14 protein-coding genes are annotated in these 13,328 nt (G+C 75.0%); 7 read left to right on the top strand and 7 right to left on the bottom strand.

Annotated features, from left to right (window positions below; all coding sequences use genetic code 11):
- Nucleotides 1-27 precede the first annotated feature (27 nt).
- From AC1MBW_RS03405 to AC1MBW_RS03385, 5 genes are all read right to left on the bottom strand, one after another.
- Nucleotides 28-345: a hypothetical protein gene (locus tag AC1MBW_RS03405; protein WP_054146281.1), complete on the bottom strand. Its 318-nt coding sequence runs from the start codon at nt 343-345 to the stop codon at nt 28-30.
- Nucleotides 346-402: 57 nt separating this feature from the next.
- Nucleotides 403-1,140 (bottom strand): DUF805 domain-containing protein, encoded by a 738-nt coding sequence (locus tag AC1MBW_RS03400; protein ID WP_480025447.1) that lies wholly within the window; start codon nt 1,138-1,140, stop codon nt 403-405.
- Nucleotides 1,141-1,314: 174 nt separating this feature from the next.
- Nucleotides 1,315-2,856 carry a glycosyltransferase family 2 protein gene (locus tag AC1MBW_RS03395; RefSeq protein WP_480025446.1) on the bottom strand — a complete coding sequence of 514 codons (1,542 nt, stop codon included), beginning with the start codon at nt 2,854-2,856 and terminating at the stop codon, nt 1,315-1,317.
- Nucleotides 2,853-4,037 carry a hypothetical protein gene (locus AC1MBW_RS03390; RefSeq protein ID WP_480025445.1) on the bottom strand — a complete coding sequence of 395 codons (1,185 nt, stop codon included), beginning with the start codon at nt 4,035-4,037 and terminating at the stop codon, nt 2,853-2,855. The genes AC1MBW_RS03395 and AC1MBW_RS03390 overlap by 4 nt, the downstream gene beginning before the upstream one ends.
- Entirely contained in the window at nt 4,034-4,981 is a 948-nt protein-coding gene (locus AC1MBW_RS03385) for a WcbI family polysaccharide biosynthesis putative acetyltransferase (RefSeq protein ID WP_480025444.1), read from the bottom strand. Before AC1MBW_RS03385 ends, AC1MBW_RS03390 begins: the two co-directional genes overlap by 4 nt.
- A 208-nt stretch (nt 4,982-5,189) precedes the next feature.
- Between AC1MBW_RS03385 and AC1MBW_RS03380 the strand changes: the two genes are divergently transcribed.
- From AC1MBW_RS03380 to AC1MBW_RS03365, 4 genes are read left to right on the top strand one after another with little or no spacing between them, the layout of a single operon-like run.
- Nucleotides 5,190-6,398, top strand: coding sequence for a glycosyltransferase (locus AC1MBW_RS03380; protein WP_480025443.1), 1,209 nt, complete (start codon nt 5,190-5,192; stop codon nt 6,396-6,398).
- Complete coding sequence (locus AC1MBW_RS03375) at nt 6,395-7,642, top strand: glycosyltransferase (protein WP_480025442.1); 1,248 nt, start codon at nt 6,395-6,397, stop codon at nt 7,640-7,642. Before AC1MBW_RS03380 ends, AC1MBW_RS03375 begins: the two co-directional genes overlap by 4 nt.
- Nucleotides 7,639-8,769 (top strand): glycosyltransferase, encoded by a 1,131-nt coding sequence (locus AC1MBW_RS03370; protein ID WP_480025441.1) that lies wholly within the window; start codon nt 7,639-7,641, stop codon nt 8,767-8,769. Before AC1MBW_RS03375 ends, AC1MBW_RS03370 begins: the two co-directional genes overlap by 4 nt.
- A complete protein-coding gene (locus tag AC1MBW_RS03365) occupies nt 8,766-9,602 on the top strand; it encodes a glycosyltransferase family 2 protein (protein WP_480025440.1) in 837 nt (278 codons plus the stop codon). Before AC1MBW_RS03370 ends, AC1MBW_RS03365 begins: the two co-directional genes overlap by 4 nt.
- 123 nt (nt 9,603-9,725) lie before the next feature.
- Here AC1MBW_RS03365 and AC1MBW_RS03360 read toward each other — a convergent pair whose 3' ends face one another.
- Nucleotides 9,726-10,010, bottom strand: a complete 285-nt coding sequence (locus tag AC1MBW_RS03360; RefSeq protein WP_071255032.1) for a hypothetical protein — start codon at nt 10,008-10,010, stop codon at nt 9,726-9,728.
- Nucleotides 10,011-10,176: 166 nt separating this feature from the next.
- On the opposite strand from AC1MBW_RS03360, the gene AC1MBW_RS03355 reads away from it, so the two are divergent.
- Nucleotides 10,177-10,506, top strand: a complete 330-nt coding sequence (locus tag AC1MBW_RS03355; protein ID WP_480025439.1) for a hypothetical protein — start codon at nt 10,177-10,179, stop codon at nt 10,504-10,506.
- A gap of 111 nt (nt 10,507-10,617) precedes the next feature.
- Complete coding sequence (locus AC1MBW_RS03350) at nt 10,618-11,997, top strand: LCP family protein (protein ID WP_480025438.1); 1,380 nt, start codon at nt 10,618-10,620, stop codon at nt 11,995-11,997.
- A gap of 209 nt (nt 11,998-12,206) precedes the next feature.
- On the opposite strand, the gene AC1MBW_RS03345 is transcribed toward AC1MBW_RS03350, so the two are convergent.
- The gene (locus tag AC1MBW_RS03345) at nt 12,207-12,677 is read right to left on the bottom strand and encodes a GNAT family N-acetyltransferase (RefSeq protein ID WP_480025437.1); all 471 of its coding nucleotides are present in this window, start codon (nt 12,675-12,677) and stop codon (nt 12,207-12,209) included.
- 68 nt (nt 12,678-12,745) lie between these two features.
- Between AC1MBW_RS03345 and AC1MBW_RS03340 the strand changes: the two genes are divergently transcribed.
- Nucleotides 12,746-13,324: a TetR/AcrR family transcriptional regulator gene (locus AC1MBW_RS03340; RefSeq protein ID WP_480025436.1), complete on the top strand. Its 579-nt coding sequence runs from the start codon at nt 12,746-12,748 to the stop codon at nt 13,322-13,324.
- Nucleotides 13,325-13,328 lie beyond the last annotated feature (4 nt).

Raw genomic sequence — 13,328 nt, 5'->3', positions numbered from 1 at the left:
CACCTCGATGCGGCCGGAGTCGACGTGCTACGAGCGCCCTTGAGGCCACGGCCCCACCGCGTTCAACCGGGCGAGGAACGCCTCGAACCGGGACGGGTCCGTGCGCCCGCTCAGCGTCTCGCCGAACCATGCCGTCCAGATCGCGTCGACCCGGTCGCCGGTGATGCCCCCGGCCGAGATCAGCTCACGCACCATCGGGACGGCCTCGAGCTCGTACTCGTCCCACGGGGCGCCGTCCTCGGCACCGGGCTCGAGCCCGTACGGGTCGAGTGCGTTCAACTCGACGAGCACCCGATCGACGAGATCCCGCCGGGCCTGACTGCGGCGCGGTTCGCCGACGGTCACGTCCCGTCGACGCAAGACTCCGCGGAAGCCCCTGACCACGGTCGACGCATTCGGCCCTCAGGCTCTGGGCCGGTCGAACCGGGCACCGGCGGGCTTCGGGCCGAGCAGCGACAGGATGAAGAGGACGAACCCGCCGAGGTAGGGCACGAGGTTGATCAGCTGCAACCACCCGCTGAGGTCGATGTCGTGCAGTCGTCGGGCTCCGAGAGACAGGAACGGCACGATCGTCCCGAAGAGCAGGACCGCGAGGACGAAGCCGAAGGGGATGAAACCCGGTCCGGGCTCGAGGGTGCCGTCGTAGTCCGTCGTGCTCCCCGGGAGGCCCGCGAGGAACCCGACGATGCTGAGCACGAACCAGATCACCGTGTTCGCCAGGACGACCCACCAGTACTCGCTGCGACTCGCCCGCCCCGTGAAGTCGGCGTACTTCTTGAAGAACCGCTTCACCGCGGCGACCGGACCCGCTCCGTACAGCGGCGCCCAGAGGGGAACGGCCCCGCCCTGGCCGGAGGCGGGCCCCTGCGGCGTCTGGCCGTACGGCGCCTGGCCGTACGAGGGCTGGCCGTACGAGGGCTGTGCGGACCCGGGCTGCTGCGGGTAGTTCATGGGCGGTGGCAGGGGGTGCCCGGACGGCGCCTGCTGCCCGTACGGCGGAGGCGTCGGCTGCCCGTACGGCGGCTGCTGGGGCTGCCCGCCCTGCGGCTGTCCGCCCTGCGGCTGCCCGCCCTGCGGAGGCCGCCCGTACGGCGGCACCGCGCCACCCTGCTCGTCCGCTCCGTCGTTCCGATCGGTCATGAGATCCCCCTCGTCCGTGCCGCCCACCGCGACCCCGCCACCCTATCGAGGCACCCCCGTGCCCCGTCGCCCCTCCGGCCGACGGTCGAGTGGTCCCGAATCGTCCTCCGTGGTCCGACGAAGGACGATTCGGGACCACTCGACGCGGTGGGGGCGAGCGGAGCGAGCCCGGGGTCAGCCCCAGCCGCCGAGGTACGCGGCCACGCTGGGCTCGCCCGTCACGGGCGTGAGCCAGTCCACTGAGGCGCGGTGCGAGACGAACGCGACGCCCGCCCCCCAGCGTCGGGCGCGAAGGGCGGCGCGACGCGACTCCACCGTCACGAGCACGCGGCCCGACGAGTCCACCAACTCGACCGTGCCGAGCGACCCGACGCCGACCGCGTCCGTCGCCGCCCGGAGGTCGCGCACGACGTCGTCCCCGAGCCCGACCGCCGCGGCCAGCGCCTGCACCCGGGCGTCGTCCGAGCCGCCGGCCTCCATCGCGGGCAGCACCCGGACGGGCCCGTCGAACGTCACGACCACCCGGGCACCGCCCAGCGCCGTTTCGGCAGCCTCCGACGACCGGCTGAGCACCCGCTGATCCGCCTCGAACACCGGCGCCACGTCGTCCGGCACCACGACCGTCACGTCCGGCATCGCCGCCAGCACGCTGTCCACCGCCACGAACGCCGCCCCGGCCGAGATCGGCGTCCCGGCGGTGCCGTCCAGCTCGACGCAGACGTCGACGGCGCGACTCCGCACCCCGAACCCGCGGGAGCCGCGCACCGCGATCAGGTCGGCGAGGCGCAGGGTCTCGCCGTTCTTCTCGGCCTGGCGCCGCGCCTCCTCGTCCTCGCGGGCGGCCCGCTCGGCCGCGGCGTCGGCCCCGGCCGCCGAGACCGACCCGGAACCGGCACCCGCCGCGCGCCCCGCCCAGTCCGGCCCGTCGTGCCACGCGACGGCACCCGGCACGTGCGCGAAGACGCCGCCGGCGAGCCACGCGCGGTGCGCCCATTCCCAGTCCTCGCCGCCGTAGCTCGTGAACGACTCGTCGAAGCCGCCGACCTGGTCGAAGAACCAGCGGGTGCAGCAGGTGACCGCACCGATCAGGTGGCGGTACGACCGGTCGTCGGCGTGCAGCAGGTCGGCCGACCAGCCGTAGGCCTGCTGCAGCCAGCGCGGCTGCTCGAGTTCGTGGGCGGGCCCCGCCACCTCGACCGGTTCGGAGACCGGCACGGCGCCGTCCCCGCCCAGCACCCCCGCGAAGTCCGCGTGCTTCCGCTGCCCGACCGTGACGGCCTCGGGGACGAGCGCCGGCAGCCGGGTCAGTCGCAGCACGTAGTCCGGCTCGGGCGACGTGTCGGCGTCGACGAAGCAGAGCACCGACCCCGACGACGCGGTGACCCCGACGTTGCGGGCGGCCGAGAGTCGGAACCCGCGGTCCTCCTGAACGATCAGCCGCACCCCGTCGGGCACCGTGGGCGCCGTCGGCGATCCGTCGTCGACGACGATCACCTCGAGCCGTTCGGCCGGGTAGCTCTGTCGCGCGAGCGCCGCCAGCGTCCGGTCGAGCTCGGCCTGCTGTCGGTAGTGCACGACGACCACCGAGACGAGCGGCGGCAGCTCGGGCCACACCCCGTCGAGGGCGTCCCACGCGTTGCCGACGACGAACCGCCCGCCCGCAGGAGGCGCGGTGCCGGTCGCGTCGGACACGCGCGACCCGGCGTCGCGGCTCACCAGCGCACCCCCTCGGCCCACCACGCCGCGTAGGCGTCGGCGACCTCGTCGAGGCCGGGCAGGGTGCGGGCGTCGTCGTCGAGCCAGGTCGACGCCGGGTCGGCCAGGGCGGTGGCGATCGCGTCCGCCAGGCCGCCGTCGGGGTAGAGCGTCAGCGTGCCCGGCCGGAGCGTCGCCATCTCGCGCGAGTACCTCGTGTCGGGCACCAGCGGGCGTCGCCCCGCCGCGATCCAGGTCGCGATCGATCCGGAGGCCGACACGTGCTGGTGCGCCGCCACGGGCACCGACGTGCGCCGGGCCCGGTCGAGCAGCGTCGCGTCGTCGAGGTAGCCCGTCGCGCCGAACGGCACGCCGAGCGCGGCGGCCTCGTCGACCAGCTGTCGCAGTTCGGCTTCGTGACCCGAGGAGGCGCGGCCCAGCGCCACGACGCCCGTCGCCTGCGCGTCCGGTCGCGTCGCCCCGTCGCCGTCCCGGTGACCGTCGGCGTCGGGCCGCACGGCCGCGAGTCCGGCCACGGCCGCCACGACCTCGGCGTGCCCCTTGCCCGGGTAGAAGAACCCGATGACCGCCACGTCGCCGTCGGGCTCGGGTCGCCCGGCCGGCCCGGTCTGCCCCGCCGGCAGCGGATGCCGGTCGACGGGCAGGGGGATGACCTCGACCGGACCGTCGAAGCCGACCCACTCGCGCAGGAGGGCGCGCTCGTGCTCGCTGTTGACGACCACGCCCCGCGCGGCGGCGACCACGCGACCGTAGGCCTCGCCGCGCCTCCTCAGGTTGCGCTCGCCGTCCGAGGCTTGGGGCAGGTCGTGCAGGGTGACGGTGAGGGCCGTCGTGTCGGCCAGGTGCTCGACGACGTCGGCCGCGGCCGACGGAGAGGGGCCCCAGAGCCGGTCGGTGAACTGCAGGTGCGCCCGCGGCACGCTGACGTCGACGGAGTCGTCGTCCGGCACGTCGAGCAGGTCGGCGACGTCGAGGGCGAGGTGCCGCCCGGTGCGGGCCTCGACCGTCGCAGCGATCTGGGCCGCGTAGGTCGCGACGCCGTGCTGCGGGTCGTGGTGCGTGACCACCACGGGCAGCTCGGCGAGGTCGATCGTCGCCGCCGCACCGTCCCGCGCGGTCGAGCGGGCCGCGTCCCGAGCGGTCGCCTCGCGGGCCGAGGGGTCGACCGCCGCCCCGCTCACGCCGCACCCCACAGCGCGAACGTGTCGGCGTGGCGGGCCAGCGCGGCCTCGACCGCGTCCGGGTGCTCGGCGTACCAGGCGAGGTGCGCCCGGCGGACCTCGTCGGCGTCGACGCGCTCGCCGCCGACGACCCAGTGGTCGGTCGGCTCGTCGTCGAGGCCCCAGGCGTCCATCACGGCCTGCTCGCGCGGGGCGTGCACGCTCGCCAGCACCGGCCGGCCCGGATCGACGACGTGCGCGGGCAGGCCGAGCCGTTCGCGGACGCGCGAGGCGAGGGCCGTCCAGACCGGGTTGCCGGGGTGGTTCAGGGTGCGCATCTGGTCGAAGCGAGGCGTGCCGGTCCCGTCGGTGCCCGCGCCGACCTCGAACAGGTCCGAGGCGACGACGGTGTCGTGGGCGGCCTCGCGCTTCCGCAGTTCGGCCAGCGACAGCTCGGCGGCCGACCGCACGACGGCCGGCGTCAGGGCGTCGGTCGGGAGCGGCCGCCCGGCGGCTTCGGCGATCAACCGGACGTCGTGGTACTCGACCACGGGCGGCACGAGCGAGACGTCACTCGGCGGTCGGACGATGACGTGCGCGGGGTAGAGGCCCGCGAACCGGACGACGGGCACCCGGACGACCCGCGCCTCCCGGGGCAGAATCGCGGCCAGCTGGGCCGTGCCGAGCGGGAGGTCGTGGTAGTCGTCGCGCACCGGCTGCGAGACGAGCAGACCGGCCCGGCCGAGCCACCGCTCGAGCTGCGGCAGGTCGGCGGCCGTGAGTTCGTGCACCGGGGGCATGCGGACGGTCGTGAGGCCTGCGCCGTCGAGGAAGATGCGCAGCGACTCGGCCTGGCAGTTGCCCACGACGAGGGCGATCGCCCCGTCGCCCTCGGGCTCGCTCAGACCGTAGAAGTCGCCGTAGTGACGGGTGCGGCCGTCGGGTTCGGTTCGCTGTTCGGACATGCTTCCCTCCGGCCCGCACTCGGAACGGACAAAGGGGGTCGCGCGGGCCTATGTTGAGTCAACAGCGACTTCCCCGGTCGCGTCATCCTTTCCCGCCGCCAGCCCCGGCACCCCTCACCCGCATCGTCGCGGGTGCTCGTCGTCCCGCGAGACAGGCCCTGTGCCGGTCCGGCACGGCGAGCGACCTGATCACGCCGAGGAGGCCCCGATGACCCATGACGCCCCGACGTCGCCGTCGACCACGGCCCCGACGTCCTCCGTCGTCGCCCCCGTCGCCCCGATCCGCGTCGCGTCGGTCCCGGCCGGCCACCCCTACGTCCGTTCGCTGCTCGACCCGACGGGTCGCGTCGTGCACCTCGCCGACCCGCTGCCCGACCCCGCCGAGCCGGCCCGCTGGTGGCCCCCGGTCGTGCTCGACGCCGCCTGGCTGCGGGCGCACGCCCCCGAGATCGACCTGCTGCACGTGCACTTCGGCACGGAGTCGTACCCGACCCAGCATCTCGTCGCCGTCGTCGAGACCTTGCGTGACCTGCGCCTGCCGCTCGTGTACACGGTGCACGACCTGACGAACCCGCAGCTCGTCGACCAGGCGCCCCACGTCGAGCACCTCGACGTGCTCATCCCGGCCGCCGACGAGCTGATCACCCTGACCGACGCCTCCGCCGACGAGGTCGAGGCCCGCTGGGGGCGCCGCCCGACCGTCATCGCGCACCCGGCCATCGCCGACCCCGACGCCGAGCTGCCGGTCGGCACACCCGGCGACACGGTCGTCGTCGGCGTCCACCTGCGCGACCTGCGGCCCAACGTCGCGGGCGTCGAGACCGTCCGCACCCTGCTCGCCGCGGTCGGGGCCCTGCGCGCCACCGGTGCCGCCGTGGAGGCGCGGGTCGACCTGAACGAGCGCGTGCGCGACCCCGAGCAGGCCGACCGCATCCGCGAGCTCGTCCGTGCCGCCGGCCCGTCGGCGACCCTCGCCGAGCACCCGCGCCTGACCGACGCCGAACTCGAACGGTCGCTCGCCGACCTCGACGTGTCGGTGCTGCCCTACCGCCACGGGACGCACTCGGGCTGGGTCGAGCTGTGCTGGGACCTCGCCGTGCCGGTCGCCGCGCCCCGCGTCGGCCACGCCGCCGCACAGCACCCCGAGCCCGGCACGACCGCCTCGTTCGACCTCGACGACCCCGCGTCGCTCGCCGCCGCCGTGATCGCCCTGGTCAGCCCGCACGCCGTGGACGAGACCGCCGACGCGCACGACGACCCGGCCCGCGTGCCGGCCTCCCGCCGCGGCACCCCGCACCGCGCCGCGCTGCAGCACCAGCGTCGTTCCGTGCGACGACGACAGCGCCACGAGGTGTCCGCCGCCCACCTCGCCGTGTACGAACGGGCCCTCGCGACGGTCGCGGCGGTGACGGCGTGACCCGCGCCTCCCGGCCCCTGCGCATCGTCGTGGTGGCGCCGCTGCGCTACCCGATCCGCGAGCCGTTCGCCGGCGGCCTCGAGTCGTCGGTGCACCACCAGGTGCGCACCCTGCGCGAGCGCGGTCACCGCGTCTCGCTGATCGCGACCGAGGGCTCGGACCACCTCGACCAGAGCCCGCCCGAATTCGTGCTGCCCGCCGTGGTCTTCGACGACCCGGCCGAGGCGACGGACACGACCTACCCCGACGGCTACCTCGAGCGTGCGCTGCCGGCCCTCGAACGCGCCCTGCAGTACGTCGCCGACCACGCCGACGACTACGACCTCGTCGACAACCACAGCCTGCACGGCGTGCCGCTCGCCCGGGCCGACCGCATCGGCGTGCCGATGGTCAGCACCCTGCACACGCCGACCCTGCCGGACATGCTCGCCGCGCACCGCTCGTCCGACGGCCCGCGCAGCCGCTTCGTCGCCGTCAGCGGTCACACCGCGGCCGCGTGGGCGACCGAGGGCGTCGAGGCGACCGTGTTGCCGAACGGCGTCGACACCGACCGCTGGGGCTTCGGCCCGGGCGGCGACGACCTCGTCTGGTCGGGACGCGTCGTGCCCGAGAAAGGCCTGCACCTCGCCCTCGAGGTCGCCCGTCGTGCCGGGCGCCGCCTCGTCATCGCGGGTCGCATCGGCGACGTCGACTACTTCGAGACCGAGGTCGCCCCGCACCTCGGCGTCACTGCCCACTACGTCGGCGAGCTGCGGCAGCCCGAGCTCGCGGCCCTCGTCGGCCACAGCGGCTGCGCCCTCGTCACGCCCGTGTGGGAGGAGCCCTTCGGCCTCGTCATCGCGGAGGCGCTGGTCACCGGCACGCCGGTCGTCTCGTTCGCCGTCGGGGGAGTCCCCGAGGTCGTGGCGGGTTCGGTCGGGGCCGCCCTGGTCCCCGCCGGCGACCTCGACGGCATGGCGCGCGCGGCCGACGACCTGCTGCGCCGGGTCGGGACGGACGCCGAGTCCCGCCGCACGGTGCGGCAGGACGCCGTCGACCGGTTCTCGCTGCGCACCCGGGCCGCCGTGCTCGAGCAGTTGTACGCCGACGCCGTCGCCTCGGACGTCCGCGTGCCGGTCACGCCTGCCGTCTCCGTGACCGAGGCGACCGTCGGGGGCGGCCGACACCGCGCCTCCTCGGCCCTCGCCGGCGGTCTCTCGACCGTGCGACCGGCCGGCACGGGACGACGGGTCGTGACGGCGTGACCTCGACGGTCGCTCGCCCGCTCGTCGGTTGGTACGTGCACCACCACGGTGCCGGGCACCGCACCCGCTTCTCGGCCGTCCGACCGCACCTCGACGCCGACGTCGTCGTCTTCAGTTCGCTCGCCGCTCCCGTCGACCTGCCGGCCGACACCACCTGGGTCGAGCTCGAGCGGGACGACGCCCCGACCACGGGCCCGGACGGCGTGGTCCGTCACCCGGCCGACGCGTCGCCGACCGTGGGCGGCCTGCTGCACTGGGCTCCGGTGGGGCACCCCGGGCACACCGCCCGCCTGGGTCGCATCGCCGCCGCGATCGCCGGGGCCGCGGCCGCCGGGCGTCCCCTCGACGCGATGGTCGTCGACGTCTCCGTCGAGGTGACGCTGTTCGTCCGGCTGCTCGGTGTCGAGGTCGTCGTCGTCTCGCAGCCCGGCGACCGCACCGACGAACCCCACCGACTCGCGTACGACGCGGCGTCGCGCGTGATCGCCCCGTGGCCCGCCGGGACGCACGTCTCGTCGGCGCTCGACCGGGTCGCCGAGAAGGTGCGCTGGGTCGGCGGGATCTCGCGGCAGGACGGGCGGGAGGGCGCGTCGCCCACGCCCGCCGTCGTGCCCGGCAGCGTCCTCTTCGTCGGCGGTGCCGGCGGCAGCGACCACGACGACCTCGCGGCCGCGGTCGCCCGGGCGGCCCGGGCCACACCCGGCACGACCTGGTCGGCCCTCGGGCTCGACACCTGGGTCGACGACCCGTGGGCGGCCATGGCCTCCGCTGAGGTGGTCGTGACCTGGGCCGGTCAGAACACCGTCGCCGACCTGGCCGCCCTCGGTGCCCGCGCCGTGGTCGTGCCGCAGACCCGACCCTTCGACGAACAGCTCACGACCGCCCGCGCGCTCGACCGGGCGGGCCTCGTCGTCGTCGCGTCGTCCTGGCCGGCCGACGACGAGTGGCCGGCGCTGATCGAGCACGCCCGGAGCCTCCAGCCCGACTGGTCCGCGTGGCAGGTCGAGGGTGCTGCTGCCCGCGCCGCCGCGGTGGTCGCCGAGGTGGCCGGTCGTGGCGCGCGCGGCGTCGGCCCCGCACGCGACGACCTCGCCGTCGGCACCGACCTCGCAGGAGTCGCGTCGTGACCGTCGTCGTCGTGACCCTCGCGTCCGCCACCCGCATGAAGCACGTCGCGAACCAGCTGCGGTTCGTCCGGCAGGTCGCTCCCGACGCCGGCCACGTGGTCGTCTGGCTCGACGAGACCCCCGCCCCCGACGTGCCCGCCCTGGTCGGCGCGACGACCGTGCACGTGCCGCCCGGCCCCCACGGCCTGCGCCTCGCCGCGGGGCGCAACCGCGGAGCAGACGCGGCCGTCGGCCTCGGCGCGACGCTGATGGTCTTCCTCGACGCCGACTGCGTCCCGGGCCCCGACCTCTTCCGCTTCTACGAACAAGCGGCCCTCGGCCACCCGGGGGCGCTGTTGAGCGGGCCCGTCACGTACCTGCCCGAAGGGTTCGTGCTCGGATCGGGCGAGGGGCTCGAGGGGGCGACCGCTCCGCACGCGGCGCGACCCGCGCCTCCTGCCGGCTCGACCGTCGTCGCCGAGGCCGCGGACTACCCGCTGTTCTGGTCGCTCTCGTTCGCGGTGACGATGGACACCTGGGCGCGGCTCGGCGGCTTCGACGAACGCTACGAGGGCTACGGCGGTGAGGACACCGACTTCGCGTTCACCGCCCGCTCGCTCGACGTGCCGCTCGTCTGGGTCGGCGGCGCCCACGCGTACCACCAATACCACCCGACGTCGTCGCCGCCGTGGCGGCACCTGGCCGACGTCGTGCGCAACGGAGGCCTGTTCGCCGAGCGCTGGGGCGAGTGGCCGATGGGTGGCTGGCTCGACGCGTTCGAGCGGGCCGGTGCGGTGCGCCGTACGGCCGACGGCGGCTGGGCGCTCGTCGAGGGCGCGCCCGTCCCGGGCTGACGTGCCGCGCCCGGCCGACCGGCCGGGGTCGCACCGCCCACCGAACAGCGCACCGCCCACATCGACGGTGCGACGTTCATCCGGCGGCGCGACGGCACCCCGAGGAGGCGCGGCGCGGTCGGGTCAGTCGAGCTTGCCCTGGTCGGACGACTTCTTGTGGGCGATGGCGTCGCGTTCGGCGGCGAGCGACGCGACGGTGGCCGGGTCGAGGGCGTCGTAGTCGACGAACGGGTCGGGCTGGCCCGTCTTGTCGGCGACGACCGCCGAGTACGCCGAGACGGCGAGACGCAGCTTGGCGGTGGCCCGCCCCGCACGCTTGCTCGACAGCGGTTTCTCCTGCATGACCTTGAGGTGGTGGTCGAGCGCCTCGACGAGGTCGCGGTGGGCAGTCTTGAGCTTTTTCGCCATGTGACGATCATGCCCACACCGGGCCGATCTGCCAACACGGTCACGGCGGCGGGGGACCGGCCGGGGGACCCGTCGGGGGACGAGCCTCGAGCCGGGAGGAGGCGCGGCCCGGTGCTTTCACAGCGGGCGGCCACACTGCCGTAACCTCCCGGGCGGACCATCAGGCATGATCTCGCTGACCGGAGTGATCCACCCCACCGACGAGGTGGCCGTGCTGCACGTCGTCGAGCAGAAGCTCCGGCGGCACTTCCCGGCGTTGAGCGCCGCGTCCGAGGTGCTCGTGGTGCAGGCCTGGGGCCTGCCCGTCCGCGTCACCGAACAGTTGGCGCGGCTGCGGCTCGACGTCGTCGTGGGCGACCGCGACGAGGCCGCCACGTTCCGGGACACGGTCGGTGCCGAGCTGCGCGGCTGGTCGGGGTCCGGCTCCCTGCGGGTCGACTGGACCGAGGACGTCCTGCCCGCCGTCGCACCCGCCACGCTCGGCGAGACCGTCTGACCGCGTCGTCCGGGGCGCCGACGAGGCGCCGTCCGCGGTTTCCCGGCCCGCGCCTCCTATGCTTCCCCTCGAGAGGGGCCGCCTGGGCCGCCGATCGCCGAGGGAGCGCGCATGACCGACGACGGACGCACCGAGCGGGCACCCGACGCCCGCGACGGCGCGGCGAGCCGAGGAGGCGCGGTGCGCGAGGGCGGGATCGCCCGCCACGGTCGCCTCCGCCGAGGGCACCCCGCGGCGTTCGTGGCGAAGGTGACGGCGGCCGCGCTGGCCGTGGTCTTCGTCAGCACGACGTCCGTGGCGGCCATCGCCACGTGGCAGGTGCTGCAGGGTGCGTCGCCCACGGTGAGGCTGGCCGGACCCGACGGGTCGACGGCGTCGCCGGTGCCACAGCTGACGGCCCAGACCGGCGAGGTGAACCTGCTGCTGATCGGGACGGACACGCGGGAGGGGCTCGGTGAGGGGTTCGACGACGCGGCCAACCAGCGGGCCAGCTCGGGAGCGGGCAAGAACGACTCGACGGTGCTCGTCCACATCTCCGAGGACCACACGAACATGGCGGTCGTGAGCTTCCCGCGCGACCTGATCGTGCCGATGCCCGCCTGCCAGAACGACGACGGGACGGTGCGCCCGGCGACCTCGGGGGCCATGCTCAACACCGCGCTGGAGCGTGGCGGGCAACGGAACGGCCTGTCGTGCGTCGCGCAGACGATCGGCCAGCTGACCGGGCTGCAGATCGACTACGCGGGGTCGATCACGTTCGAGGGGGTCGTGTCGATGGCCGACGCCATCGGCGGGGTCGAGGTGTGCCTGGCGACGCCGATCCGCGACACCGAGGTGAAGCCCGCACTCGACCTGCCGGCCGGCACGCGGACGCTGTCGGGGGCCGAGGCCGGGGCCTTCCTCCGGTCGCGCTACGGGGTCGGCGACTCGAGCGACCTGGGGCGCATCAGCAACCAGCAGACGTTCCTCTCGGCGCTCGCCCGGCAGACGGTCTCGGCGGGAACGCTGACCGACCCGACCAAGGTGCTGGCGATCGCCCGGGTGGCCTTCGCGAACATGACGCTGAGCGACACCCTGGCCGACGCGTCGACGCTCGCGAAGCTCGCCTTGGCCGTGAACACGGTCGGGCTGTCGAACATGGTGTTCGTGCAGTACCCGGCGGTGGACGACCCCGCGGACCGCAACCGGGTGCTGGTCGACGAGGCGTCGGCGTCCATCCTGAACGAGGCGTTGCAGCGCGACCTGCCGCTGACCCTGTCGGCGGACAGCCTCGGGCGGTCGGCTGTGCTCGACCCGGACGCGGCGGTCCCGAGCTCGCCGGCGGCGCCGTCGACCGTGGCCCCGGGCGAGCCCGCGACCCCCGCGGCGGACGCCGTGCCGACGGACGGCGCGGCTCCGGTGCCGGCGTCGGCCGCCCCCACGGCCGCGGCACTGCCCGACAACGTCTCGGGTCAGTCCGCCGACCAGGTCACCTGCGCCGCGAAGCGCTGACTCCGGCCGTCCCGTCCCGTCCCGTCCCGTCCCGTGTCGCGGTCCGGTCGGACGGGAGTTCCGCCGATGATCCGGGAACGAGGTCGCGGTGTCGCCCTCGATCGTGCCGTGGGCGATCCCAGAAGACGTGTCCCCACTCCTGCAGGCGTGTCTCGCCGTCGGTCGGGAGATCGCCCGCGGGTCCACGGGGTCGGGGCGGGCGCCGCGGCTCAGAGCTCGCGGGCGAAGCAGTCCGACTCGGCCGACCCGACGTACGGGCCGAAGAGGGGGATGCTCTCGTAGCCCTCCCGTTCGTAGAAGCGGATCGCGTCCGGCTGGAGGATGCCCGTCTCGAGCACGATCCGCCGGGTGCCCAGGTCGCGAGCGGCGTCCTCGAGGGCACGCAGGACGGCGACCGCCACCCCTGACCCCCGGGCGTCGGGTGCGACGTACATCCGTTTGACCTCGACCGTGGCCGGCCCGAGCACCGTGTCCGCCAGGGGGCGCAGGCCACCGCAGGCGATCGCGCGGCCGTCGTCCGCCCGGGCCACGAGGAACACCGGGACGTCGACTGCCGACGGCGGCGTGCCGGGCTCGTGGTCGTCGCTTCCGTACCGGGCGTCCAACTCGACACGTTGGGCGCGGCGGAGGCGGTCGGCATCCGGGTGGTCGAAGGGGGTCGCAGTGATCGTCCAGCTCATGGGGGTCCTTTCGTGACAACCGTTACGGTAACAGGCGTTACGATCTGGGGATGAGCAGGACGCGAGATGTGACCGACACCCGACGGCGTCTCTCGGACGCCGTCTTCACGACCCTCGCCGAGCGGGGGCCGACGGGCCTCACGCTCCGGGCGGTCGCCGAACGAGCCGGATGCACGACGGGCCTCGTCCTGCACACCTTCCGCGACAAGCGGGCCCTGCTCCTCCATGCCCGAGACGTGCTCCACGAGCGCACCCGCGAGCGCTCGGACGCCCTCGAGGGCGATGCGGACGATCCGGTCGCGGCCGTTCGTGCCGTCGTCCTGGGGACCCTGCCGACCGATGACGAGCGGCTCGCCGAGGCGCGCGTGTGGGTCGGGTTCCTGGCAGCAGCGCTCGACGATCCCGTCCTGGCCGAACGGCACGCCCGCAACAGCCGCGCCTTCGCCGATCGCCTGACCCGGTTGCTCGAGATCGGTGATCCCGGCCGTCACGACGAGGCGGTCACCCGGGCGGCGGCCCTCGTCGCGGCCGTGGAGGGGGTCTCGAGCCTGGCGGCGGGCGACCCCGACCGGTGGACCACGGCGCGTCAGGTGCAGGCGCTCGAGTTCGTCCTTGCCGCCGCCGCGCCGTCGGGCCCGCCGCGATGACCGG

The sequence above is a fragment of the Frigoribacterium sp. AP1 genome (assembly GCF_056680555.1).
The sequence above is the reverse complement of the archived record's forward strand: the minus strand, read 5'-3'. Positions and strand labels throughout refer to the sequence as shown.